25 protein-coding genes, 1 pseudogene and 1 riboswitch are annotated in these 24,099 nt (G+C 68.4%); of the genes and pseudogenes, 12 read left to right on the top strand and 14 right to left on the bottom strand.

The features are described 5' to 3' along the window. Window positions 1–2: 2 nt before the first annotated feature. Entirely contained in the window at window positions 3–2,276 is a 2,274-nt protein-coding gene (locus PGN27_RS10250; RefSeq protein ID WP_335326026.1) for a helicase-associated domain-containing protein, read from the bottom strand. A 57-nt stretch (window positions 2,277–2,333) separates the two neighbouring features. Here PGN27_RS10250 and PGN27_RS10245 point away from each other — a divergent pair, with 57 nt between their 5' ends. From PGN27_RS10245 to PGN27_RS10230, 4 genes are read left to right on the top strand one after another with little or no spacing between them, the layout of a single operon-like run. Continuing rightward, the gene (locus PGN27_RS10245) at window positions 2,334–2,525 is read left to right on the top strand and encodes a hypothetical protein (RefSeq protein ID WP_019511177.1); all 192 of its coding nucleotides are present in this window, start codon (window positions 2,334–2,336) and stop codon (window positions 2,523–2,525) included. A gap of 2 nt (window positions 2,526–2,527) precedes the next feature. Beyond that, window positions 2,528–2,995, top strand: a complete 468-nt coding sequence (moaC, locus tag PGN27_RS10240) for a cyclic pyranopterin monophosphate synthase MoaC (RefSeq protein ID WP_335326025.1) — start codon at window positions 2,528–2,530, stop codon at window positions 2,993–2,995. Beyond that, window positions 2,992–3,468, top strand: a complete 477-nt coding sequence (locus PGN27_RS10235; protein WP_335326024.1) for a MogA/MoaB family molybdenum cofactor biosynthesis protein — start codon at window positions 2,992–2,994, stop codon at window positions 3,466–3,468. Before moaC ends, PGN27_RS10235 begins: the two co-directional genes overlap by 4 nt. Further along, window positions 3,458–3,886, top strand: coding sequence for a molybdenum cofactor biosynthesis protein MoaE (locus tag PGN27_RS10230; RefSeq protein ID WP_335326023.1), 429 nt, complete (start codon window positions 3,458–3,460; stop codon window positions 3,884–3,886). The genes PGN27_RS10235 and PGN27_RS10230 overlap by 11 nt, the downstream gene beginning before the upstream one ends. 89 nt (window positions 3,887–3,975) lie before the next feature. Here the strand turns inward: PGN27_RS10230 and PGN27_RS10225 are convergent, their stop codons facing one another. The 4 genes from PGN27_RS10225 to PGN27_RS10210 form a co-directional block, all read right to left on the bottom strand. Then, window positions 3,976–5,385 carry a transglycosylase family protein gene (locus PGN27_RS10225; protein ID WP_335326022.1) on the bottom strand — a complete coding sequence of 470 codons (1,410 nt, stop codon included), beginning with the start codon at window positions 5,383–5,385 and terminating at the stop codon, window positions 3,976–3,978. A 9-nt stretch (window positions 5,386–5,394) separates the two neighbouring features. Then, a riboswitch (cyclic di-AMP (ydaO/yuaA leader) is annotated at window positions 5,395–5,568 on the bottom strand. 245 nt (window positions 5,569–5,813) lie between these two features. Beyond that, window positions 5,814–6,071 (bottom strand): MoaD/ThiS family protein, encoded by a 258-nt coding sequence (locus PGN27_RS10220; protein ID WP_335326021.1) that lies wholly within the window; start codon window positions 6,069–6,071, stop codon window positions 5,814–5,816. 2 nt (window positions 6,072–6,073) lie between these two features. Beyond that, entirely contained in the window at window positions 6,074–7,129 is a 1,056-nt protein-coding gene (gene moaA / locus PGN27_RS10215; protein WP_335326020.1) for a GTP 3',8-cyclase MoaA, read from the bottom strand. Further along, window positions 7,126–7,524: a YccF domain-containing protein gene (locus PGN27_RS10210; RefSeq protein ID WP_335326019.1), complete on the bottom strand. Its 399-nt coding sequence runs from the start codon at window positions 7,522–7,524 to the stop codon at window positions 7,126–7,128. The genes moaA and PGN27_RS10210 overlap by 4 nt, the downstream gene beginning before the upstream one ends. Before the next feature lie 110 nt (window positions 7,525–7,634). Between PGN27_RS10210 and PGN27_RS10205 the strand changes: the two are divergent. Together PGN27_RS10205 and PGN27_RS10200 are read left to right on the top strand one after the other, a co-directional pair. Further along, window positions 7,635–8,046: pseudogene (locus PGN27_RS10205) on the top strand (cold-shock protein). A gap of 94 nt (window positions 8,047–8,140) precedes the next feature. Continuing rightward, entirely contained in the window at window positions 8,141–9,148 is a 1,008-nt protein-coding gene (locus PGN27_RS10200) for a glutathione S-transferase family protein (protein WP_335326018.1), read from the top strand. On the opposite strand, the gene PGN27_RS10195 is transcribed toward PGN27_RS10200, so the two are convergent. Both PGN27_RS10195 and PGN27_RS10190 read right to left on the bottom strand, forming a co-directional pair. Next, window positions 9,142–9,675, bottom strand: coding sequence for a DUF2771 domain-containing protein (locus PGN27_RS10195; protein ID WP_335326017.1), 534 nt, complete (start codon window positions 9,673–9,675; stop codon window positions 9,142–9,144). The genes PGN27_RS10200 and PGN27_RS10195 overlap by 7 nt on opposite strands. After that, a complete protein-coding gene (locus PGN27_RS10190) occupies window positions 9,672–11,252 on the bottom strand; it encodes an MFS transporter (RefSeq protein ID WP_335328700.1) in 1,581 nt (526 codons plus the stop codon). The genes PGN27_RS10195 and PGN27_RS10190 overlap by 4 nt, the downstream gene beginning before the upstream one ends. A gap of 159 nt (window positions 11,253–11,411) precedes the next feature. Here PGN27_RS10190 and PGN27_RS10185 point away from each other — a divergent pair, with 159 nt between their 5' ends. Next, window positions 11,412–12,185, top strand: a complete 774-nt coding sequence (locus PGN27_RS10185; RefSeq protein WP_418888650.1) for a DUF3027 domain-containing protein — start codon at window positions 11,412–11,414, stop codon at window positions 12,183–12,185. A 10-nt stretch (window positions 12,186–12,195) separates the two neighbouring features. On the opposite strand, the gene PGN27_RS10180 is transcribed toward PGN27_RS10185, so the two are convergent. Together PGN27_RS10180 and PGN27_RS10175 are read right to left on the bottom strand one after the other, a co-directional pair. Next, entirely contained in the window at window positions 12,196–12,651 is a 456-nt protein-coding gene (locus PGN27_RS10180) for an SRPBCC family protein (RefSeq protein WP_335326015.1), read from the bottom strand. 16 nt (window positions 12,652–12,667) lie between these two features. Further along, window positions 12,668–12,928, bottom strand: a complete 261-nt coding sequence (locus PGN27_RS10175; RefSeq protein WP_335326014.1) for a DUF2530 domain-containing protein — start codon at window positions 12,926–12,928, stop codon at window positions 12,668–12,670. A gap of 44 nt (window positions 12,929–12,972) precedes the next feature. Here PGN27_RS10175 and PGN27_RS10170 point away from each other — a divergent pair, with 44 nt between their 5' ends. From PGN27_RS10170 to PGN27_RS10160, 3 genes are read left to right on the top strand one after another with little or no spacing between them, the layout of a single operon-like run. Then, a complete protein-coding gene (locus PGN27_RS10170) occupies window positions 12,973–13,407 on the top strand; it encodes an Rv0880 family HTH-type transcriptional regulator (protein WP_335326013.1) in 435 nt (144 codons plus the stop codon). Further along, complete coding sequence (locus tag PGN27_RS10165) at window positions 13,400–14,221, top strand: TrmH family RNA methyltransferase (RefSeq protein ID WP_335326012.1); 822 nt, start codon at window positions 13,400–13,402, stop codon at window positions 14,219–14,221. The genes PGN27_RS10170 and PGN27_RS10165 overlap by 8 nt, the downstream gene beginning before the upstream one ends. A 31-nt stretch (window positions 14,222–14,252) precedes the next feature. Beyond that, a complete protein-coding gene (locus tag PGN27_RS10160) occupies window positions 14,253–14,522 on the top strand; it encodes a DUF2537 domain-containing protein (protein ID WP_335328699.1) in 270 nt (89 codons plus the stop codon). Between the two features lie 6 nt (window positions 14,523–14,528). Here the strand turns inward: PGN27_RS10160 and helR are convergent, their stop codons facing one another. Continuing rightward, window positions 14,529–16,712, bottom strand: a complete 2,184-nt coding sequence (helR, locus tag PGN27_RS10155) for an RNA polymerase recycling motor ATPase HelR (RefSeq protein WP_418888582.1) — start codon at window positions 16,710–16,712, stop codon at window positions 14,529–14,531. A 42-nt stretch (window positions 16,713–16,754) separates the two neighbouring features. Further along, entirely contained in the window at window positions 16,755–17,936 is a 1,182-nt protein-coding gene (locus tag PGN27_RS10150) for a glycosyltransferase (RefSeq protein WP_335326011.1), read from the bottom strand. Between the two features lie 170 nt (window positions 17,937–18,106). Here PGN27_RS10150 and PGN27_RS10145 point away from each other — a divergent pair, with 170 nt between their 5' ends. Continuing rightward, window positions 18,107–19,693: an HNH endonuclease signature motif containing protein gene (locus PGN27_RS10145; protein WP_335326010.1), complete on the top strand. Its 1,587-nt coding sequence runs from the start codon at window positions 18,107–18,109 to the stop codon at window positions 19,691–19,693. Window positions 19,694–19,700: 7 nt separating this feature from the next. Here PGN27_RS10145 and sepH read toward each other — a convergent pair whose 3' ends face one another. From sepH to PGN27_RS10130, 3 genes are all read right to left on the bottom strand, one after another. After that, the gene (gene sepH / locus PGN27_RS10140; protein WP_335326009.1) at window positions 19,701–20,624 is read right to left on the bottom strand and encodes a septation protein SepH; all 924 of its coding nucleotides are present in this window, start codon (window positions 20,622–20,624) and stop codon (window positions 19,701–19,703) included. Between the two features lie 70 nt (window positions 20,625–20,694). After that, the gene (serC, locus tag PGN27_RS10135; RefSeq protein ID WP_335326008.1) at window positions 20,695–21,801 is read right to left on the bottom strand and encodes a phosphoserine transaminase; all 1,107 of its coding nucleotides are present in this window, start codon (window positions 21,799–21,801) and stop codon (window positions 20,695–20,697) included. 44 nt (window positions 21,802–21,845) lie between these two features. Further along, a complete protein-coding gene (locus PGN27_RS10130) occupies window positions 21,846–22,844 on the bottom strand; it encodes a membrane protease subunit, stomatin/prohibitin (protein WP_335326007.1) in 999 nt (332 codons plus the stop codon). Window positions 22,845–23,070: 226 nt separating this feature from the next. Here PGN27_RS10130 and PGN27_RS10125 point away from each other — a divergent pair, with 226 nt between their 5' ends. Further along, window positions 23,071–24,099 carry an AurF N-oxygenase family protein gene (locus PGN27_RS10125; RefSeq protein ID WP_335326006.1) on the top strand — a complete coding sequence of 343 codons (1,029 nt, stop codon included), beginning with the start codon at window positions 23,071–23,073 and terminating at the stop codon, window positions 24,097–24,099.

Raw genomic sequence — 24,099 nt, 5'->3', positions numbered from 1 at the left:
CATTATCCAGAGTCGGCCGACACCACGGATGTCACGCGATGGATGGCGAACTCCCGGACCCGTCCCGCAGCCGGGTCGAACGCCGTCAACTGGCCGCCGCGGATGTTGATCGGCGCCACCACCCGCTGAGTGGCCACCCCCGCCGGGTCGACATAACCCATCACCACCGAGGTCTGCTCGACGGCCGCCTGTTGCAACAGCGCGATCAGCACCGCCGGATCCAGCCGCTCGTTGGACCGCGGCGAGGCGGCCACGCTGCGCATCACCGCGACGATCGCGCCGAGGGTCTGGTTCGTCGGCGCCGTCAGTGGCCGGAAGACCCGGCGCCGGCTCAGGGTGGGCACCCGGGCCCCGCGGGCGCGGATGTCGACCACCGCCCCGGAGGCGTCCTCGGCCGCCGGGACGAAACCACCGGCGCGCAACGCAGCAAGTACGTCGCCGATCTGTGCCTGCGAGACCGCCACCGTGGGCGCCAGGATGCGCAGCTCCAGCGGTTCGGCCGCCGGGGTCGCCACCGCCTGGGCCAACAACGCCGGATCCTCGCAGCGCACGAATGATGCCGCCATTCCGACCCGGAGCTGGCCGTGCCGCCGGGCCACATCATCGATGAGGTACGTCAGGCCTTGTGGGACAGGGGTTTTGGAGTACTTCTCGAAAAACGCGTGCAACCCGCCCGCGGTGCGACCGGCGTCGAGCGCGCGCCGGATGGACGCCTCGCTGATGCGGTAGACCATCGCCGCACCCGCGGACTCGACGGTGGCGACGACGTCGAGTTGCTCGGCGAGCTCACGTAACAGTGGGCCTGGCACCACCACGGTCAGGTCGGCCTGCAGCAGGAAATGATCCAGCGGCGCGGGCAGCACCTTGTCCATCGCGGCGATGGTGGCATCGGCGGCGTCCTCGGACTGCTGGGCCAGCATGGCCCGCGCCGGCGTCGCGATGGCGCCGCGGCCCACCAATCCGACCGCATGCGCCTCGCGCAGCAGATCGGTCACCGGGCCCAGTTGAAGCCGGGCCGCCCACCGTGGGCGCTGCCAGATCATGGCCAGTGCCGCCGACTCCGCATCAACCCCGGCACCTTCGGGCAGTGCGTCCAGCACCGTCAACAGCAGCCGACGGTCCAGGGGGGCCGCAGTCGAATAGAGCGCATCGGACAGCACGCCGTAGGGCTTGCCATCGGGACCTCGCTGACCCACGAGGCTGGGCCGGGCCGGCAGATTCAACCAGGTCCACGCGATCAGCTGCCAGCGCGCCGCCGTGGACATCTCGATGAATCGGTCGGCACCGACGGTCGGTGCCCAGTACGGCGAGTTACCCGCGGCGGGCTCCGGGTCGGGGGTTCCCGGTGCGAGCAGCCCGGCCGCCGCGGACAGTTCCAGGATCAGCGCCAGGCGTTGTTCGTCGATACCGGTGAGCTTGGTCAGCTTCTTGACGTCGCGGACACCGAGGCCGCCGCTGCGCAGCTCCGAGACCGGGGCGTCGGACAGTGTCTGGATCACCAGGTCGATCTCGCGCAGCAGGTCGATGGCGGCACCGGCGGCCACCGAATCCACCTCCGCCCGGGTCGTGGTGTGTACCGCGGGGTCGGGTTTGCGCAGACCGATCGGCCCCGGCAGGTCGCCGCGCAGCACCTGGCCCACCATCCGCGGCAGGATCACGGTGTCATCGGTATCGCTGGGGATGCGGTGCAGCAGCCCCTCGGCGAGCAGTCGCTGGGCGGGTCTGTCGGCGGGCGCCCCGGGGATCGCGTCCCTGGTGCGCCCGACCGGAGAGCCTTCGACCAGCCGCGTCAGCAGCTCTCGGCTCGGTTCATCGAGCCCGTCGATCAGCCGCCGGATCTCGTCGGCGGTCAGGGTGGGGCCGTCGTGCACCGCCTGCCCCGGATACCAGGGCACGCCCGCGCTCACCTCGGCCACCACACGCAGGCTCTCGTCACCCCACACCAGCGCGCGGTCCTGCAGATCTTCCAGAGCGTGGTCCACGTCGGCCCGGTCGGCCCGAGCGCCGATGAAATCGGCCACCGCATCCCTGAGCACCGGGGCGGCGTCGGCGTGCAGTACCAACAGCGCATCCAGGACGGCCAGGTGCAGGAAGGAAAGCGCGTCCGTGGCAGCCTTCACCGACTGTCGGGCCTGCGCCCGCGCGGCCAAGGCAGCGATCGTGCTCGGCGGTGGCGCTGTGAGGTCGGGCCGCAGCTCGAGCAGCCGTACCAGGCGCTCATCGGGCAGGTCTGCCAACCAGACGCCCAGCGGCACGCTCTTGATTCCCCGGCTCATTGCTGACCAGCGTAAAGCAGCGTCCCGGTCTCGCCACCGCGCGTAGTACCTGCCACAATGTCGGGTGTGGCAGACAAGAAGAACCAATACGTAGACAACGGCTGGCCCGAGGTGGCCGAGGGTGACCACGCAGTCAGCGAGCTTGTCAGCGACCGCACCGGATCGCTGTCCCCGTTCGGCGACGTCACCTTCCCGCTGCCGGCCGAGGAACTGCCGTACGTGCACCCGGTCACCGTCGTCAACAAGTAGCGGTGAGCGGCCTTTCGCACCTCGACGAGGCCGGCGCGGCGCACATGGTCGACGTGACAGCCAAGTCCACGACCAAGCGCACAGCCGTCGCCCGTGGGAGCGTGCACACCCGGGCCGATGTCATCGAACTGATCGCCTCGGGCGGTTTGCCCAAGGGGGACGCGCTGCCCACCGCGCGGGTGGCCGGCATCATGGCGGCCAAACGCACCAGTGATCTCATCCCGCTCTGTCATCAACTGGCGCTGACCGGTGTCGACGTCGAGTTCGGCATCGGAGCAACGGACGTGACGATCACCGCCACCGTCCGCACCACCGACCGCACCGGCGTGGAGATGGAGGCGCTGACGGCGGTCAGCATCGCCGCGCTGACCGTCTACGACATGATCAAGGCCGTCGATCCCGCCGCCCGCATCGACGACGTGCACGTGCTGCGCAAAGAGGGCGGCAAAACGGGCACCTGGACCCCATGAGGACCGCGCGGGTCATCATCGCCTCGACCCGGGCGGCCGCCGGTGTTTACGCCGACCGCACCGGCCCGATCATCACGGCCTGGCTGGGCGAGCGCGGCTTCGCCGCCGGCGACCCGGTGGTGGTGGCCGACGGTGATGATGTGGAGACCGCACTGCGCCACGCCGTCGCCGAACGGGTGTCGGTCATCATCACCTCCGGCGGTACCGGCATCTCACCGACCGACCGCACCGCCGATATCACGGCGGCTGCCGTGGACTATCAAATTCCCGGCCTGGCCGACGCCATCCGCCGCTCGGGCCTGCCCAAGGTGCCGACATCGGTGCTGTCCCGCGGCATCTGCGGGGTCAGTGGCTCGACCTTGATCGTGAACCTGCCCGGCTCGTCGGGCGGGGTGCGCGACGGCCTCGCTGTCCTGGCCGATGTGCTGGAGCACGCACTCGATCAACTCGCCGGGGGTGACCATGGGCGCTGACGTCCTGCGGGTCGGGCTGTCCGAGGACCCGATCTCGCTGACCGAACATGAGGATCTGGTGGCCCACGCCGCGGCGGGCGCGGTGGTCGGGTTCGCCGGGGTGGTCCGCGATCATGACTGCGGGCGCACGGTCACGCGGCTGGAGTACTCGGCGCACCCATCGGCGCTGGAGACCCTCACCGATGTCGTGCACGAGGTCGCTGCCGGCGCCGAGGGCGTCCGTGCCGTGGCCGTGAGCCACCGCATCGGCAATCTGAGTATCGGTGATGCCGCCCTCGTAGTGGCGGTGGCCGCCGATCATCGTGGCGCGGCATTCGCGACGTGCGCGCGAATGGTGGACATCGTCAAGGAGCGGCTGCCGGTCTGGAAGCATCAGCATTTCGGCGACGGCTCCGACGAGTGGGTCAATTCGGCCTAGACGCGGAAGGATTTCCGCGCCGATCGGCGCGACACCCAGAACTCAAGAAGCCCGCATCCTCTGGGATGCGGGCTTCTTGACGTGTTATGTCAGGGCAGCGGGGCGGGCGGAACCGGGGTGAGGACCGGTGCACCCGGGGTCGGCGGGGGCAGCGGTGCGCCGGGAGCCGGCGGAGCCTGTGGCACCTGCGGTCCGGGAGCCTCGCCGGCCAGCGAGCGCTGGGTGGTGATCGCCAGCAGGGCGTCGCGGCCGGTGATCTGCTGCTGCTGCACCGCGTTCCAGATCTGACGCAGGTAGCTGACGTTCGGGCCCTCGTTCGGGAGCGCACTCGGATTGAGGGTGGTTCCCGGCGGAAGGTTCTCCGGGCTGACCAGATGCGGCACGCCCTCGGCCGGGACGGCTTGCTCGGCTGAGACGGGCTGGGCGGCGGGATCCGCAACCGGCGGCGCGACGGGTGCCCCTGGCGCGGGTACCGGTGCCGGGACGGGCGCGGGGACCGCCGGGGCGGGCTCCATCGGCAGCGGGGCCTCCAGCGACCACAGCTGTGGCTGGTTGGGCGCGGCGTCGGCGGTGTCCCAGTTCGCGGCATTGACGGCCGGGGCCGGCGGCAGCGGCGCGTCCAGCGGCAGCGCGTCGACCGGGGCGCCGGGCAGCGGCACAGCGGGGTCGACAGGAGCCTGCGGGGCCGGAGCGGCCAGCGCGACGGCATCGACGGGGGCCGGTGCCGGCGGCAAGGGAGCGGGTGCGGGGGGCAGGGGAGCCGGGGCGGCCAGCGGGACGGCGTCCACGGGGGCGGGCGGCAGCGGGGCAGCGGGGTCGATCGGCGCGGGCGGCAGGGGTGCCGGGGCGCCGAGCGCGACGGCATCGACGGGGGCCGGTGCAGGCGGCAGAGGTGCCGGGGCGGGGGGAAGCGGTGCCGGGGCGGCCAGCGGGACGGCGTCGATCGGGGCCGGAGGCAGGGGAGCGGGCGGGGGCGGCAGCGGTGCCGGCGGCAGCGGAGCGGCGAGCGCGTCGACCGGGGCCGGGGCAGGCGGCAGAGGTGCCGGGGGGAGCGGAGCGGGCGGCGGGGGCGGCAGCTGCGGATTGACCAACGGGTTGTCCAGCGGTGCCGGCTCGGGGAGGACGTTGCGCGGCGTCGGACCCGACAGGCCACGACCGCAGGTGGGCCAGGCGCCCTTGCCCTGGCTGGCGAGCACGCGCTCGGCGACGGCGATCTGCTCTTCCTTGGTGGCCAGGTAGGCAGCCGGGGCGAACTCGCCACCACCGTGACCGGCCCAGGTGCTCGGCGAGAACTGCAATCCACCGTGGTAGCCGTTGCCGGTGTTGATCGCCCAGTTGCCGCTGGACTCGCAGTTCGCGACGGTGTCCCATTCGGCATCGGTGGCGGCGCCGGCGTGACCGGCGAGTGCGATGCTGCCGCCGCCGATCACTGCACCCGTGAAGGCGATCTTCGCGACGCTTATTGACGATGACGTGGGCTTACGGTGCCGTCCACTCATGTAGCTAGAAGGTCCTCTCATCAGCGCCCACGAGGTCAGCTGTCGGGTTCGGGCTGGAGAGGTTGCCCGGCTCTGTCGTCGTGACCAGAGCTTCACCCCAAGGAACCTTGCGGTCCCTGGTCTGCTTGTTCGGCGGACCGGTGGGTCCCCCGCCTCCATCCAATTTGTTGGTGTGTCCCTTGACTGATGGATGGAGCTCGGCGCAATCAGTCAAGGCGGGCCAACCGATTTGGGTCGAAAGGCTTGGCAAGACGGTAGCCCGTGAACCTTGGAGCGTCACCTTGGTCAGCTATCGGCGTTTCCCGTGCTTAAGAACTATGAGAGGACATTAAAGGCGCAGGGAGCTCGGGCGTTTCCGCAGGTTTTTTCGGGACGCAAACCGCAGGTATATACCCGGTGACCAGTTCACCATGTGACGCAAATCACGGCTATCCGCCGGCGAAAGGGGGTAACACGTCGAGCGTCTCGGACGTTGAGAGCGGAACGCTTTTATCGCGCACCGCCAGACCGTCGACCAGATACGAGCAACGTGCAAGCACCTTGGCCAGCTCGGGGCCGCGCTCGGCAAGTTCGCCGACGACGTCGAGCACCGTGGTGCCGGTCGGGAGTCGCAGCGTCTCGGTCTCGGTTCCCGCCGCGGCCCGAGCGGCCGCGAAATACCGAACCACGATCTGTATGTCGTCCATAACTACCCGCCGATGGCGCTCATCGGCCGCGCCGGCTGGATGAATCCGGGGTCGTTGATGCCGTGTCCGGCCGCCTTCGCCCACATTGCCGAACGCCAGGCCGTCTCGAGCGCGTCGTCGTCGGCGCCATCGCGCAGCAGCCGGCGCAGGTCCGTCTCCGTCGTCGCGAACAGGCAGTTGCGGATCTGTCCGTCGGCGGTCAGCCGGGTTCGGTCACACGCTGCACAGAACGACTCCGATACCGAGGCGATGACGCCGACGGTGCCGGTTCCGCCGTCCACCCGCCACAGCTGGGCCGGTGCCGAGCCACGCGGGGCCGGGTCGGGCCGGAGATCAAAATGCCGGCGCAGGGTGTCCAGGACCGTCTGACCGTCGATGGTCTTCGCACGCGACCACTCGTGGCCGGCGTCCAACGGCATCTGTTCGATGATCCTGAGCTGATAGCCGTGTTGCAGGCAGAAGCGCAGCAACGGCACCACATCATCGAGGCCGGTCCGCGGATCCAGGACGGCGTTGACCTTGACCGGTCCCAGCCCGGCCTGGGCGGCCGCCGCCAGGCCCGCCAACACATCAGCGAGCCGGTCGCGCCGGGTGATCTGGGCGAAATGCTCGGCGTTGACCGTGTCCAGCGAGACGTTCACCCGGTTCAGGCCGGCTTCCTTGAGTCCCCTGGCGCGCCGCTGGAGACCGAGGCCGTTGGTGGTGACGGCGATCTCGGGGCGGGGACGCAACGCCGCGGCGGCGGCGATGGTGGCCTCGAGGTTGCGTGACACCAGCGGCTCCCCTCCGGTGAACCGGATGCTGGTGATGCCGAGCCGCGTGACGGCGATACGCAACAGCCGGGCCAGTTCGTCGGCGCGCAGTAGCTGGTCGTCGGGTAACCAGTCCAGCCCCTCGGCGGGCATGCAGTAGGTGCAGCGCAGATTGCAGCGGTCGGTCAGCGAGACGCGCAGATCCGTGGCGATACGGCCGAAGGTGTCCACCAGCGGTCCGCTGGTCGGCATGCCGGGGGTGTTCCGCCGGGTCGGCATGGGCAGCCCGAGATTGGTCACGGTCACCGCGCGACTCCGGCGAACGGTTCGTCGGTCGGCACGATCTCCTTACCCAGCGGCATCAGCGAGACCGGGATCAGCTTGAGCGTCGCGATGGCCAGCGGGATCCCGATGATGGTGATGGCGAACGCGATCGCGGAGAGCACGTGACCGATCGCCAGCCAGATGCCGGCGACGATCAGCCAGATGATGTTGCCGATGGCCGCGCCGGGCCGCACCCCGGGCTTGTCGACGACCTTATAACCAAACGGCCACAGGGCGTAGACGCCGATGCGGAAGGCGGCGAAGCCGAACGGGATGGTGACGATCAGGATGAAGCAGATGATCCCGGCGAGGAAGTAGCCCAGTGCCAGCCAGAGCCCGCCGAAGATCAACCAGATGACGTTCAGGATCAGGCGCATGGTCTCCTCCGGGCTGTCCTCCCAGCCTACTTGTTAGGATCAAAGCCATTGCGTCCTGCGCAGGCGGGACGCATTAATTATGTGATCTACCGAGTGAACGGGTGACAGCAGTGCCGACCGGCAAGGTGAAGTGGTACGACTCCGAGAAGGGCTTCGGCTTTCTCTCCCAGGAGGAAGGCGAAGACGTCTATGTGCGTTCCTCAGCGCTGCCCTCGGGTGTCGAGGGGCTCAAGGCCGGCCAGAAGGTCGAGTTCGGTATCGCCGCAGGCCGCCGCGGCCCGCAGGCATTGCAGGTCAAGTTGATCGATCCGCCGCCGAGCCTGTCCCGTACGCGCCGCGAGGCGGCCACCGTCGAGCACAAGCACACCCCCGACGAGCTGCACGGCATGATCGGTGACCTGATCACGCTGCTGGAGAGCACCATCCAGCCGGAGCTGCGTAAGGGCAAGTACCCCCGATCGCAAGGTCGCTCGTCGGGTCTCCGAGGTCGTCAAGGCAGTGGCGCGCGAGCTCGACGCCTGAACCACCTCGCGCCGAGACTGCGGGTTTTGGCGTAGATCCGCCGATTTGGCGCGACAAACCGTAGTTTGGGCCCGAAATTGGGAACACTGGTGCCATGAGCTATGTGAACCCCGAGGGTGAGTTCAGCCGCGACACCAAGTACATCGACACCCGCATCACCGCCGACGGTGCCGACGGCTATTCCGTCGAGCCCGGCCGCTACCGGTTGGTGGTGGCGCGGGCGTGCCCGTGGGCCAACCGCGCGATCATCGTGCGCCGGTTGCTGGGCCTGGAGGACGTGCTGTCCATCGGTTTCTGCGCACCCACCCACGACGAGCGCAGCTGGACCTTCGATCTCGACCCCGGCGGGGTCGACCCGGTGCTGGGCATCCACTATCTGCGCGATGCCTACAACAAGCGCGTCCCGGACTACCCCAAGGGCGTGACGGTGCCCGCCATCGTCGACGTGACCACCGGAGCGGTGGTCACCAATGACTTTCCCCAGATCACCTTGGACTTCTCCACCGAGTGGACGCAGTATCACCGCGAGGGTGCGCCCGAGCTGTATCCCGAGCAGCTGCGCGATGAGATCGACGAGGTGGCCCAGCGCATCTACACCGAGGTCAACAACGGGGTCTACCGCTGCGGGTTCGCCGGATCCCAGGACGCCTACGAGAAGGCCTATGACCGCCTGTTCACCGCGCTGGACTGGTTGACCGAAAGGCTCTCCGCGCAAAGGTATCTCGTCGGCGACACCATCACCGAGGCCGATGTCCGGCTATTCACCACCTTGGCCCGCTTCGACCCCGTCTACCACGGCCACTTCAAGTGCAACCGGTCCAAGCTCTCGGAGATGCCGGTGCTGTGGGCGTATGCGCGTGATCTGTTCCAGACGCCGGGCTTCGGTGACACGACCGATTTCGTGCAGATCAAACAGCACTACTACATCGTGCACACCGACATCAACCCCACCCGGGTCGTGCCCAAGGGGCCCGAGCTGGGCGGCTGGCTGACACCGCATGGCCGGGAAGCCTTGGGGGGCAGGCCGTTCGGTGACGGCACCCCGCCCGGTCCGACACGGGAGAGCGAGCGGGTCCCGGCCGGGCACACGGCCGGTCAGTGACCTGGATAGTCCGACACCGATTCCGGATACTGCGCCGAGGGCTCCCACACCGTGCGCACCGACCATTCGGCGTGTGGTAGCGGGAACTCGTTGCCGAACTCGTCCCGTACCAGGGTTGGCAGTTGCACCACCACGCCGGTCAGCTTGCCGTACCGCGCGTCGATCGGCGGGATCGTCACCGCCGTCCTGGTATTCGGGCGGAACTCCTGCACGATCGCGGCATCGGCGCCCTCGTACGTGCGCGCCAGCCACCACGGTGCTCTCGCGATCGCCGGCTCGACGGACAGCTGCAGTGCGCTACGCGAGGTGAGCGTGAGTTCGCCTGTGGTCTCCGGGTTCTCGCAATCGTCGAGATTGTCGACACTGCAGTAGAAGTACGGTCCGATGCGGACGGTCTCTCCGTGGGAGTAGGCGCTGATGCGCGGGAACGGGCTGTGCGGCTGTTTGCGCAGCTGCATCACCAACGCGACGGTGCCTGCGGTGGCCAGCAGGGCGACGATGGCGAGCGCTGCCAGGCCGCGCTTCATCGGTGGCTCCGGACGGTGGGATCGGGGGAGTTCAGGATGCCGCCTTCGGTTTCGGCCAGGACGGGACGGTTACCGCCCAATCCCGGGATGAGTGATGCGCCGTTGTAACTGACCAATGTCTGGGCCAAGCCCAGAATCAGGATGGCGGTGATGGTCGTGAATCCGGCCCACAGTTCGGTGTAGATGAGCACGCCGGTCGCCCCGCCGAGCACCCAGGCCAGCTGCAGCACCGACTCGGAGCGGCCGAAGGCCGAGGCCCGTGATTCCTCGGGCAGGTCGTCCTGCAACGATGCGTCCAGCGATGCCTTGGCGATGGCGCTGGACCCGGAGGTGATCAGCGTCGCCGCCGCGGCGACCAGCAGGTTGCCGGTGACCGCGGCCGCCAGTGCCGCGGCCGTCACGACGATGGCCGCCCGCACCACCAGCAGGGCGGGCCTGCCGAGCTTGAGCCGTGCGGCGGTGAAGTTCCCAGCGAAGTTCCCGATCGCCGCGGCGGCGCCGATGAGACCGAGGATGCGCAGCTGCTCCCAACCACCGGCGCCGTGGGCCTTGGCCACGAAGGCCGGGTACAGGAACAGGAACCCGACCATCACCTTGATGGTGCAGTTTCCCCACAGGCTGGTGATGATGTTGCGCCCCAGCGGTTGCCGGGCGGCGCTGCGATCCGGGCGCCTGCGCAGCTGATCGGTACCGCCGTGATAGCTCAGTGTGGCGGGCACCTCACCCGTGGTGACCTCTACCCACTTCGGTATGCGCATGGCCAGGACGGCGCCGCCGACCGTCACTGCGACGAGCACATACAGCGCGCCGGGGAGCTCGAACATGTTGAACAGATACTCCGAGCCCGCGGCGATACCGCCGCCGATCATCGTGCCGAAGATGAGCCCGAATGTCGTCAGCCTGGAGTTCACCCGCACCAGGTCGATCGTCGGTGGCAGCACGCGTGGGGTCACCGCGCTGCGCAACACGCTGAAAGACTTGGACAGCACCATCATTCCGAGCGCACACGGGTACAGCACCCAGGACGGGAAGCTGCCCGTCGCGCCGTCGTAATTCGCGATGAGCACGATGACCAGCACGGTGCGGGCGGCGAACGAGCACGCCAGCGCGACGCGGCGGCCGTGCTGCAGACGGTCGAGAGCCGGGCCGATCAGCGGTGCGATCACCGCGAACGGCGCGATGGTGATCAGCAGATACAGCGCGACCTTGCTCTTGCTCTCCCCGGAGGCCGCCGCGAAGAACAGGGTGTTGGCCAGCGCCACCGCCATCGCCGCGTCCACCGCGAAATTGGCCACCACCGGCCACGTCAGCGCCGTCAGCCCGGATTTGTCGGCGCCATCGGCGGTGGCGGCGCGGTGCACCAGGCCGTACATCCGCGATCCCATCTCGCGGCTGCGCTGGGCGGCGGCGCGGGTGACGGTGATGCGCTCGCCGCCGACGGTGCTGCCGCGCGGTGGCGGATCGGCGCGTCGGTGCGAGGTGGTCTGGTCGTCCAATGGCGGCAGCCACCGGTTGGCGCTTGGTGTCTGCTGCCTGCGTTGCCGGGGCATGTCGGCGTCGCTGGGATAGTTGGCCATGCCCGGGTGCTCATCGGCCGAGGGTGGCCGCGGCGGGTGGTAGCGGGGATCCCGGGAAGACACGTGCTCGATTGTCCCTCACGACGTGCGCGTCCGCGTGCAGGCCACCGGTGTGGCTCCGACGGGTCGGGTCAGGCAATATGGACGCCGATGGACAGCATGACCGAAGCCGAGAAATCCGCCCCGGACACCGAGGTGGCGCCCGAGCGCGCGCCCGCCCTGGAAGCATTGCTGATGGGCGCCGTCGGGCCTGCGCGCGAGGCGATCGAAGAGGTCAGCGGCCCGGACTCGATCGGCGAGTACCTCGGCGCGGTGTTCGACGATCAGACGGCGGCCACCCATCGCTTCCTGGCCGTGCAACCGGGCTACCAGGGTTGGCAATGGGCCGTGGTGGTCGCCGCCTACCCCGGAGCCGAGCACGTCACCATCAGCGAGGTCGTGTTGGTGCCGGGTCCGACTGCCCTGCTCGCACCGCAATGGGTGCCCTGGGAGGAGCGCGTCCAGCCCGGCGATCTGAGCCCTGGCGATCTGTTGGCCACCCCGCCCGATGATCCCCGGTTGGTGCCCGGCTACCTGTCCAGCGGTGACCCCGAACTCGACGAGCTGGCCGGTGAGATCGGCCTCGGCCGACGTCGTGTGCTGAGCCTGGAGGGGCGTCTGGACGCGGCAGAGCGTTGGCATGAAGGCGAATTCGGCCCCGCGTCGGCGATGGCGCGAGCCACCAAGCGGGTGTGCCGGGAATGTGGTTTCTACGTGCAGTTGTCCGGGTCGTTGGGCACCCTGTTCGGGGTCTGCTGCAACGAGATGTCCGCCGACGGCCGTGTGGTCGAGAGCACGTACGGCTGCGGCGCGCATTCGGATACCCCGGTGCCCGCCGGGTCCGGCTCGCCGATGTACGTGCCGTTCGACGACGGCGTGCTCGACCTGACCTGACCCGGGTCGCTCAGCCGCGCTCTGCGGCGGCCTTGATGCGCGCGAGCGTCTGATTCATGCCGTCGACCAACTCCTCTTCGAAGCTGGGCACACCGCCCATCATGGCGTTGACCAGTACCGTCGACACCTTCTTGACGCCATTGGGTGCGCGGCGGCTCTCGACGACCCGGGTGCCGCCCTCGGTGGGCTCCAGCTCGTAGCTCCACTCGGTCCCGTTCAGGTCCACCCGGAACGCCAGCTTGCGCTCGGGCTCGATGGCGATGATGGTGCTCGTCGTCGGCCACGCCTGCAGACCTCGCCGGTTGACGTTCACCGTCTTGGCACCGACCCGCATGCTGCCGAGCAACTTCATCTTGCGGGTCTGCGGACTCCATTCGGGCATCCGGCTCAGGTCCGAGATCAGCGCCCACACCTTCGCCGGCGGGGCGTCGATATCGATCTGGGCTTGTAGCAGCGGGGCTCCCATGTACGTTTTCTCCTTCTCAGGTGAGGCCCTGTTGCGCACCGCGGTCGCCACGTCGGGCCGAGCGCCGTTGCAACAGGAAGATCGACGTGCCGAGGACACCGACGCCGAGGCCGGCCACCGTGATCGGCCGCCACTCGTGCAGGGCAGGGACGGTGAAGGCGAGCAACACCGCGATCAGCCAGGCGGTCGCGATCACCACGATCACCGGGACCGGGTCGAGCAACCGCGCCGGCAATGCGGGCGGTTGCGGTGCGGCGGCGGGGCTGTTGTCGGGCATCGGTTGACAACCTAGCCGATGCCCGCTGGGTATTGTTCGGACCTGTGACAGACGACGTCGACGCCCGGCTGCCGAGCGATCTGTCGCTGGCCGTGATCCGGTTGGCGCGCCAACTCCGGTTCCGTCGACCGGATTCCCCGGTGTCGTTGTCCCAGCTCTCCGCGCTGGCCACGTTGGCCAAGGAGGGTCCGATCACCCCGGGTGCGTTGGCCGCCCGGGAGCGGGTTCGGCCGCCGTCCATGACGAGGGTGATCGCGTCGCTTGTCGACCTCGGATTCGTGGACCGCATCGCACACCCGGATGACCGGCGCCAGGTGCTGGTGTCGGTGTCGCGGGCCGGCATGGAGCTGATCGACGCCGAACGCCGGGCCAGCCGGGAATGGCTGCAGCAGCGGCTCGACGAGCTGACCGCCGACGAGCGCGCCACCTTGTTGGCCGCCGCCGATCTGATGCTCGCCATCGTCGACGAGGGTGCCTGAGCTGGCCGACGTCATCGATATCGCGGACCCGGCCGACCCTCGCCTCGACGATTTCCGCGATCTGAACAGTGTGGACCGCCGCCCGGACCTGCCCAGCGGCAAGGGTCTGGTGATCGCCGAGGGTGTGCTGGTGGTGCAGCGGATGATCGCCTCACGGTTCCACCCGAGAGCGATGTTGGGCACCGACCGGCGCCTCGGTGAACTGGCGGCCGATCTGGAGGGCGTGGACGTGCCGTTCTACCGCGCCGGCGCCGAGGTGATGGCCGAGGTGATCGGCTTTCATCTCAACCGCGGTGTGCTGGCCGCCGCCCCCCGACCTGTCGAGCTGACCGTCGAGCAGGTGCTCGACGGTGCCCGCACCGTGGCGGTCCTGGAGGGTGTCAACGACCACGAGAATCTGGGGTCGATCTTCCGCAATGCTGCCGGCCTCGGGGTGGACGCGGTGCTCTTCGGCACCGGGTGCGCCGACCCGCTGTACCGGCGCGCGGTGCGGGTCTCGATGGGACACGCCCTACTGGTGCCCTATGCGTGGGCGCCGGCCTGGCCCGCTGAGCTCGATACGCTGCGCGACAACGGATTCCGGGTGCTGGCAATGACGCCGAATCCGGCCGCGCCGACGCTCGCCTCGGCGATGGCTGGGCTCGGGGAGACGAAGATCGCGATGATGGTCGGTGCCGAGGGTCCGGGGCTGAAGGAACACACGATGCGGGCCGCCGACATCAGGGTGCGCATCCCGATGTCGCGTGGCACCGACTCGCTCAATGTGGCCACCGCTGCGGCGCTGGCGTTTTACGAGCGGGCTAGATTGCAGTGATGGGCGACGCTTGCGGAGCGAATCGATGGGTATGACCGAGTCGACACCCTGGGGTACCGGGCTGACCGTGGCGGCGTTCGTGGCCGGTGTGGTCGGCACCGCCATCGTGGTGCTCGGTCTCGGCCTGCTGCGCATCCACCCGTTGCTCGCGGTCGGGCTCAACGTCGTGGCCGTCGGCGGGCTGGCCCCGACCGTCTGGGGTTGGCGCCGGATTCCGGTGCGGCGCTGGTTCGTTCTCGGTTCGGCGGTTGGGGTGTCCGTGGGATGGGTTGTCCTGTTGGCGATTGCCCTGTCCCAATAGGCGATCTCAGGCCAACATCTGCAGCGCGGGCGGCAGCGGCCCCAGATGGAGCACCCCGAGCCGCTGGGTTGCCCGGGTGAGCGCCACGTACAACTCGGCCGCACCGCGCGGCCCGTCGGCCAGGATCTGTTCGGGTGCCACCACCAGGACGGCGTCGAATTCCAGGCCTTTGGTGTGCGCGGCGGTCACCGTGCCGGGCACACCTGGTGGCCCGATCACGACGCTGGTGCCCTCCCGGGCTGCCTCGTCCTCCTCGAAAGCTTTTATCGCCGAGTCGAGTTCGTCTTCGGAGACCTGCTTGGCCCACGGTGATACGCCACAGGACCGCACCGACTCGGGGGGTTGCACGGTCGGTGCGAACTCGGCGAGCACCGCGGCGGCGACGGCCATGATCTCGGCGGGGGTGCGGTAGTTGACCGTCAGTGGCCGGTACACCCAGCGGTCGGCGGCATAGGGCTTCAGCATCTTCGCCCACGAGGTGGCGCCCGCCGCGCTGCGACGCTGCGCCAGGTCGCCGACGATCGTGAACGACCGACTCGGGCAGCGGCGCATCAGGACCCGCCAGTCCATCTCGGAGAGCTCCTGTGCCTCGTCGACGACGACGTGCCGGTAAGTCCATTCGCGGTCGGCCGCAGCTCGTTCGGCGAGATCGCGGGTGTCGCGTTCGGTGAATCGGTCGGCCAGTTCCTCGGCATCGATGAGGTCCGCGGCGATCAGGTGGTCCTCGTCGTCCATCAGGTCCTCACGGGCCACCATCAGGTCCAATACGCCTGCGGCGTAGGCCTGTTCCTCCTGGCGTTCCCGTTCGGCGGCCTTGTCCACCTTGATACCGCCCAGCAGGTCGACCAGTTCGTCGAGCAGCGGAACATCGGCGACCGTCCACGCGGCACCGTCGGCGCGGTAGAGCGCCTGGTCGGCGCCGGCGGCGGTGAGCCGTTCCGGGGACTCGTAGAGACCGGAGAGCAGCGCCTGCGGGGTCAGCTCGGGCCACAACTGGTTCAGCGCCTTGGCCAGACCTTCGTGGTCGTCGAGTTCGTCGAGCAGCTCGGAGCGCAGATGTTCCCAGGCCTGCTTGTCCTCGCGGCTCAGCCAGCCCTTGCCGATCCGGGCGATGGCCCGCTCGGTCAGCACCCAGGTGATGACGTCGACGAAGGTGGTGCGGGCATCGTTGTGCGGCAACCCCGTCTCGCGTGCCTCCTGGATGGCCCACTCCGCGGTCTCGGCGTTGATGGCCACCGTGACATCGGCCAGCTTGATCTCCAGCGGCTCCTCGGGGGTGCGTTGCCGGTCGGCGATCGCGGCTTTGAGGATGTTAAGCATCTTCAACGAGCCCTTGATTCGGGCGGCCTCCGGGCTGTCCTCGGCGGTGGTGCGGATGCCGGGGAAGAGCTCACCGGTGGTCAGGAACACCACGTTGGTCTCGCCGAGGGAGGGCAGCACCCGGCCGACATGGTTGAGGAACGCCGGGCTCGGTCCGATGACGAGGACGCCGTGGCGCTCCATCCGTTCCCGCTGGGTGTAGAGCAGATAGGCGACGCGATGCAGTGCGACGACGGTCTTTCCGGTGCCCGGCCCGCCCTCGATGACCAGGACACCGGGATGATCCAGCCGGATGATCTCGTCCTGCTCGGCCTGGATGGTCGCGACGATATCGCTCATGCCCTCGGCACGCGGGGCGTTGACCGCGGCCAGCAGCGCGGCATCGCTGGATGCTTCCAGCGCGCCGTCGGGCCCCGGCTTGCCCAGGACTTCGTCGGTGAAGTCGAGCACGTTGCGCCCTCTGGTGTGGAACTGGCGCCGCCGTCGCATGCCCTCGGGGTTGGCGGCGGTCGCGACGTAGAAGGCGCGGGCCGCTGGCGCACGCCAGTCCAGCAGCAGCGGTTCGTAATCGTTCTGGTTGTCGAACAATCCGATCCGGCCGATGTAGGACCGCTCACCCTCGACGCTCTCCAGTTGGCCGAAGCACAGCCCGCTGTCGGCGACGTCGAGGCGGCTGACCTCACCGGCCAGCGCGCGCACATCGGCGTCGCGTTGCACCAGGGTGGCACCGTCCTGTTTGTCGATATCGCCGCGCAGCGCGGCACGGTAGCGCTCGTCGGCCCGCTTGCGCTCGTTGTCCAGACGTGCGTAGAGCGCGGCGACATACTCGCGCTCGGCGAGCAGCTCTGCTTCGTACTCGTGGGAAGTCATGTGCCCCTTGTTGATTCGGATGGTCGGCCTTGGTGGTCTATGTCATGCGTCGAGCAGCATCGCCGCGGCTGTGCCCGCCCCGTCGGTCGTGATGGTGGGGGCCAGGACGCTCGCGCGGGTGGGCATCTCGGGCTGCAGTACCAGCGTAAGCGCTTCGGCGAGTGTGTTCACCGTCGGCGCAGGTCCGTCGTGGGCGACGCCGATCCCGAGAGCGGCGACACGGCGGGCGAAGTACGGCTGGTCGACGATCTGTGGCACCACCACCTGCGGGACACCGGCCGCTGCGGCCGTGGTGGTGGTACCCGCACCGCCGTGATGGATGACCGCAGCGACGCGACCGAACAGGGCCTGCTGATTGACCTCGCCGACCACGAAGCAGTCCGCGTCGGTACTCGTCAGGCCGGCCCAGCCGCTACCCAGCACGATGCGCCGGCCGTGGCTGCGGATGGCCTCGATGGCGGTGCGGGCGGCATCCTGGGGCGCGGTGACGCTGCCGAATCCGGCGTAGACGGGTTCGGGCCCGTCGTCCAGGAACGCCTGTAGATCATCGGGCAGCGGCCGGCAGTCCGGTGTGATCCAGGCGCCGGTCTGGATCGGTTGGATGTTCGGTGCCGGTGGCCAGGGACTGATCACCGGGTCGACGGCCAACCACGGGGTGTCGGTGAACGTGTGGTCGCGGACGTCGGTGACGGCATCGAGGCCGGCTCTCGCGCGGTGCTCGTTGAGTGCCGGTCCGTAGAGGACCTGGACCTTCTCGGCATCCAGTTCCCACAGTCGGGTGTTGTCGGTCAGGCCCTCCGGGAACGGCTTACCCGGCCGCGGCAACGGACGGTGATGCGGTGACGGCAACACGTGCGGGGTCAACACCGCGCAGATGTACGGAATTCCGACCAACTCGGCCACCGAACGCATGCCCGCCGGCATCAGGCCGGTCCCGACGACGGCGTCACACCGCTCGGCTGTCCGCAGCGTGCCGAACTGGGTGGCGACCAGTTCCGCGGCCAGCGCCGGCGCGTCCGCGTGGGTGGCCTTGCGGACGTGCACCAGTTCGTGCACCGACGGGCCGGTGGGCACGTGCTCCATGCCGTTGGCCGCGAGCAGATCCGCGAAGTCCGGCGGTGCGCAGAAGATTGCTTCGCCACCCCGGTCGCGCAGCGCGATGGCCAACGCGAGCAGCGGCTCGATATCCCCGCGCGACCCGAATGTGTAGAGCAAAACTCGCACTGTTCCCCCTGAATCTCGTTCGAGGACAGTGATTCTGCGGCATCCCCCGGGCCTTGCCGCAAGCCCCGGGGTGCGCTATAAATTGAGAGTGGGAAGGCGTGATGCCCTCCCTTTTTTGATGCCGTGCTCGATGCCGTGGCGTGTCACACCCCCTCGGTAGTATCGAAATTATGTTCGAACGGTTGGAACTGTCAGAGATGAGCGATGAGGCGCTCATCGACGCAGTTGCGGCCGCCACCCGGGAGGAGTCCGCCGCCGCCGCTCGCCGGCTGGCCTTCATCGCCGAAGTCACCTCGCGCTGGTGCGATGACGAGGACGACGCTTCGGCGCTGAAGTTGATCGACGGCTGGGCTCAGGCGAAGGCCCAGGTCGGCGCGGCCTGCAACCTCGGCCCGCACGCCGCGAACACTCAGATGCGTATCGGAGTCGCCCTGCGCGAACGGCTCCCGCGGACCGCCGCCGTGTTCGGTAGCGGGGCGATATCGGCCAAGGTGATTAACGCGATCACCTGGCGCACCCACCTGGTCACCGACCCCGCCGCGTTGGCCTTGATCGATGCCGGCATCGCCGAGAACGCCCACGGGTTCGGAGCGTTGTCGGAGAACGCGCTGACCGCGGCCGTCGACTTCTGGGTCCACAAATACGATCCGCTGGCGGTCATCCGGTCGAAGGCTGCGGCCAAGGACCGCTACCTCGAATTCGGTGACCGCGATGACCCCGACGGTGTCGTGTCCTTCTGGGGCCGGATGCGCACCACGGACGCGAAGATCACCGACGCTCGCGCCGATGAGTTGGCCGACGGTGTCTGCGCCAATGATCCGCGCACCAAGCGGGAGCGCCGCGTCGATGCCATCGCCGCGCTGGCAGCCGGGGCCGACCAACTCACCTGCCTATGCGGTGACAGCAGTTGCGCCGGCTCGGGCAAAGACCCGCGCTCCAGCGCCGTCAACATCTACGTGCTCACCGGTCAGAATCCCGACGCTGAGGAGGGCGCCGAGCCCGCGACGGGACCTGGGCCGAAGGGCGGACCAGGGTCGGGGCCGGTGGAACCCGATGGCGGGCCGGGCGACGCATCCGACGAGGATCAGTCAGCTGAGAAGCCGGCCGCGGCTAAGGAACCCGCGCCCCCGGCCGCACCTGCCGCGCAGTACACCCCGCCCGGCGCCGGAGCGGGCATCTCCCTGGACGGCGTCATCATCCCGGCCCACCTACTCACCGAACTCATCAACACCGGAGCGAAAGTCCGGCCCCTGAGTAATCCCGCCGAGTTGGGCTCCGAAATCCGATACCGTCCGTCGGCCAAGCTCTCGGCATACGTCCGTATGACTGCCATGACCTGTGCCTTCCCCGGCTGCGGACGCCCCGCGCACAAAGCTGACATCGACCACCTCACCCCGTGGCCCGCCGGCGCCACTCACCCCGGTAACCTGCGCCCGTACTGCCGCGAGCACCACCTCATCAAGACACTGAACACCGGCTGGACCCCCACCGCCCACCCCGACGGATCGACCACCTGGACGGCACCCACCGGCCATGCGTACACCACCAGGCCGTTGGCCGCAGTTCTGTTCCCTCACAACACCATTCGCGCCGGCGTACCGAGAACACGACGCATCAGCCTCATCGATCAGCACGACCGCGAACCTATCCTTCCCACCCGACAGCGCACCCGAAAACAGGACCGTGAATACCGCGTCAATGCCGAACGGGCTCGCAACGCGTTACAGATCGCGCTCGACGGCGACCCGCCGTTCTAGCGAAAGCTCAGCGCTGGGTCCCGGACCGCACGCCCAGCAGCACGTCCTCCCACGCGGGGACGGACGGCTTCGCCTTGCGGGCGCGACGCGGCTTGGGCGCCGAGGGCTCGGGCTCAGCCGCCGCGACGGTGTCCTCGGACGTCTGGGCCACCGCCGGCTCGGGCTGAGCCATCGGCGGGGGAGTCGGCGCCGCAACGGGAGGCAGCGGAGCGGACTGGGCGACCGGCGGCACGACGGCGGCCGGCGCGGGCACCGGCGGCGTCACAGGACCGGCCACGGGGGCGGCTGCGGGGGACTCGAAGTCCAGCTGCGCGACCGCGGCCACCGGCCGCAGCGGCCTTGGCGCGAAGTTCGGATCGATCAGCTCGGAGGCACTGTCGTCGAAGGCCGCCACGGTGCCCCCGTGCGATCCGGGAGTGAAGCGGAAATGTGCCTGCAGATCCGAGCGGCCGGCCTTCCAGGACAGCTGAACGGTCCAGCGGCCGTCCTCGTTGCGCCAGGCATCCCAGTTCGTCGCGTTCGGATCCAGACCCCGGTTGATCATCGCGGTGGTGACGGTCTCCAGCAGGGTCAGCACCGACGGTCCGTCGGCCAGCACCGGATGTGCGGCGGTGGCGAGCTCGGCCGCACGCGCCCGCTCCAGCAGCACCGGGTTGGCGAAGCGGCGGATCCGCTCGATGTCCTCACCGGCGATCGCGGCAACCTGTTCCACGGATGCGCCTGCCCGAATCCTGGATTGGATCTCTTTGGGGCGCAGGCCTTGGGTCACCTCGACCTCGATCTCGGTTTGATTTGAGGTTGCCTTGTCACCGCGCACCGCAGCGCGCAGGCGATTGTCGACACGGATGGCGAAGTTGTCACCGGAGTCGGGAGCCTCGCAGATGATTCGTTTGCCGTCCACATCGAGTCCGACGACCTTGAGTTCCCGCATAGTGACCTCCTTCGCGCACCCTACGTTGTTATCCGTCCGTTACCGCGCAGACACGCTGGGGTCGGCAGGCTCAGAGGTTGGCGACCACCCAATCGACGCACTGGGTGAGGGCGCTGACGTCCTCGGGGTCCACGGCGGGGAACATCGCGATGCGCAGCTGGTTACGGCCCAATTTGCGGTAGGGCTCGGTATCGACGATGCCGTTGGCGCGTAGCACTTTGGCCACCGCCGCGGCGTCGACGTCAGCGTTGAAGTCGATGGTGCCCACGACCTGCGAGCGCAGCGCCGGATCGGCGACGAACGGCGTCGCGAACTCCGATGCCTCGGCCCACGAGTACAGCCGCTGCGACGAGTCGGCGGTCCGCTTCACTGCCCAGTCCAGGCCGCCGTTGCCGTTGAGCCAGTCCAGTTGTTCGGCCATCAGGATCAACGTGCCGACGGCGGGAGTGTTGTAGGTCTGATTCTTCAGGCTGTTCTCGACCGCGATCGGCAGGGACAGGAAGTCCGGCACCCAGCGTCCGCTCGCGGCGATCGCCTCGATACGGGCCAGCGCCGCCGGCGACAACACTGCGAGCCACAGACCGCCGTCACCGGCGAAATTCTTCTGCGGCGCGAAGTAGTAGGCATCGGTATCGGTGATGTCGACGGGCAGTCCGCCGGCGGCCGAGGTGGCGTCGATGAGCACCAACGCGTCACCCGCGGGGCGCTGCACCGGCACCGCGACACCGGTCGAGGTCTCGTTGTGTGCCCAGGCCACCACGTCCACCGACGGATCCGAGGTGGGTTCCGGCGCGGTGCCCGGGTCGGTCTTGACGATGATCGGGTCGCCGACGAACGGGTTCTTGGCCACGCATGATGCGAACTTCGCGCTGAACTCGCCATAGGTCAGGTGCAGTGAGCGCTTGTCGACCAGGCCGAATGCCGCCGCGTCCCAGAACGCGGTCGATCCGCCGTTACCGAGGACGACCTCGTACCCCTCCGGCACCGAGAACAGTTCACGCAGTCCGTCGCGGACGCGCCCGACCAGATTCTTGATCGGCGCCTGCCGGTGCGAGGTGCCGAACAGGTCACCTGCTGCGGCCAGGGCGGCCAGCTGCTCGGGACGGACCTTTGACGGTCCACAGCCGAATCGTCCGTCGTTCGGCTTGATATCGGCGGGGATCGTCAGTTCGGCCATGCCGCCAAGATTATCGGTCTGCGCACATGGTTTTTACCGCTGGGTCAACCTTGGGCCTGGGGCACCACATAGGTCGGCTGGTACGGGTTCTGCCCATGCTCGATGGCGAGCGCCCGTAGATACGCCTCGACATTCGGATAACCGGCAATCTCGGCCTGTTTCTGCAACGCGACCTGGCGGGCGAGTTCGGTCTGCGCCTGGGCGGCGGCCCGGTCGGCCTCGGCCTTCGCGCGCGCGGCGTTGGCATCGGCGACGCCCTTGGCCTCGGCGGCGCGGGCATCTGCGATGGCCTTCTGCTCGGCGATGATGGCGTCCTTGAGGCCCTGGTCCACGGGATCCGGTTTCATGACGGTGACCTGGAAGTTGGTGAAGAACTCTCGGCCGTCGGTGCGGGCCTTGGATGCGCCGGGCAGCGCGTCACGCAGCGCGTTCTGGAATTCGATGCGCACCTTCTCGTCATTCCAGATCTCGCGCCAGGTGTATTTCTGGGCAACGCTGATCAGCACCTGTTCGGCCGGCTGGCCGATCACATAGCGCAGCAGGTTCACCCAGCCGGTGGTGGCCAGCCCGTCGTCGTCCAGCCAACCCTGGTACTTCGTGCCGAAATCGCGGTGGAAATCCATCAGCATGGCGCAGTCGCTGGTCAGGTCGAAGGTGATGACGACGGGAACCCGCAGCTCGGCAGGCGCGGTGGCGTTGGAGACCACGATCGTGGGGTCGGCTTCGGAATCGGGGCTGCCGGTGGCATCCCAGCTGATCTGCCGGGACGGGTAGCGGTAGGCCTTGAAACCGCCGGGCGGATTGAACGCCGAGGTTTCCGGTTCGATGCAGCCATCGACCCTCGGGTCGGCGGGGATCAGCCAGTAGTCGTCGACCTTGACCGCGGTCTGCCCGGGCCCGATCTGGGTGGCGCACGAGGACAGGATGATCGCGCCGATGACGACGAACACCGCGGCGACGCCGATGAGGACGAACTTTTTCCTCTTGCCGCCGGATTCAGAACCCGTCCCGACGGTGATGTCGACGCGCTTGCGTGTACTCATGAGCTTCCCCGTCCGCCGAGAGTGACGGGCGAATTTTAGCCACGGAAGTGACATTTTTGCCGGACAAGCCGGCTGGTCGGAGTGAAGTGGATCACATGTGACCCAGGTAACCCGGCTGCCCCACAGCTGGGCAAAAGCCCTGTTTATTTACTGGGACCGCGGGTACTGTTCCTAGACATCGAGTGATCGAATGTAAACCCCACGGGCAAGGCGAGGAGGCCTCGACATGGCGGTCAAAGAAGCCAGGACACGCGTGATCCAGCGGTGGCGCAAGAATATGGATGTCCGGGATGACACCGAGTACGTCGAGATGTTGCAGACCCTCTCCGAGGGCTCCGTCCGCCGCAGCTTCAACCCCTTCAACGACATCGAATGGGATTCGCCCGAATTCGCCGTGATCCCCAACGACGAGCGCTGGATCCTGCCCGCCACCGACCCGATCGGCGGCCACCCGTGGTACCAGGCCCAGCCCGTCGATCGGCAGATCGAGATCGGCATGTGGCGCCAGGCCAACGTGGCCAAGGTCGGTCTGCATTTCGAGAACATCCTCATCCGCGGCCTCATGGAGTACTCGTTCTGGGTGCCCAACGGCTCACCGGAATACCGCTACTGCCTGCACGAGTCGGTCGAAGAGTGCAACCACACCCTGATGTTCCAGGAGATGGTGAACCGGATGGGCGTGGACGTCCCCGGTATGCCCAAGCTGCTGAAGTGGCTGCAGCCGATCATCCCGCTGGCCGCCGGCCCGTTCCCGATCCCGTTCTTCTTCGGCGTCCTGGCCGGCGAGGAGCCCATCGACCACACCCAGAAGAACGTGCTGCGCGAGGGTAAGTCCCTGCATCCGATCATGGAGCGCGTCATGGCGATTCACGTCGCCGAGGAGGCGCGGCACATCTCCTTCGCGCACCAGTATCTGCACAAGCGGGTGCCGACGCTGCGCCGCAAGCAGCGCTGGATGCTGTCGATCTTCGTCCCGCTCACCATGCGCATCCTGTGTTCGGCGATCGTGGTGCCGCCGCGTGAGTTCTGGAAGGAATTCGACATCCCGCGCTCGGTGCGCAAGGAGATCTTCTTCGCTGCGCCCGAATCCCGGATGTTCCTGCGCAACATGTTCTCCGACGTGCGCATGCTCTGCCACGACACCGGTCTGATGAATCCGATCGCGAAGCTCATCTGGAAGCTCTGCAAGATCGACGGGCCGCCCGCCCGTTACCGCAGTGAACCTGCGCGTGAGCACTTGGTCAGCGTGGCCTAG

This window comes from Mycolicibacterium neoaurum (genome assembly GCF_036946495.1).
Lineage (GTDB): Bacteria > Actinomycetota > Actinomycetes > Mycobacteriales > Mycobacteriaceae > Mycobacterium > Mycobacterium neoaurum_B.
Note: the sequence above shows the minus strand (reverse complement) of the source record. Positions and strands in the feature narration are given on the sequence as shown.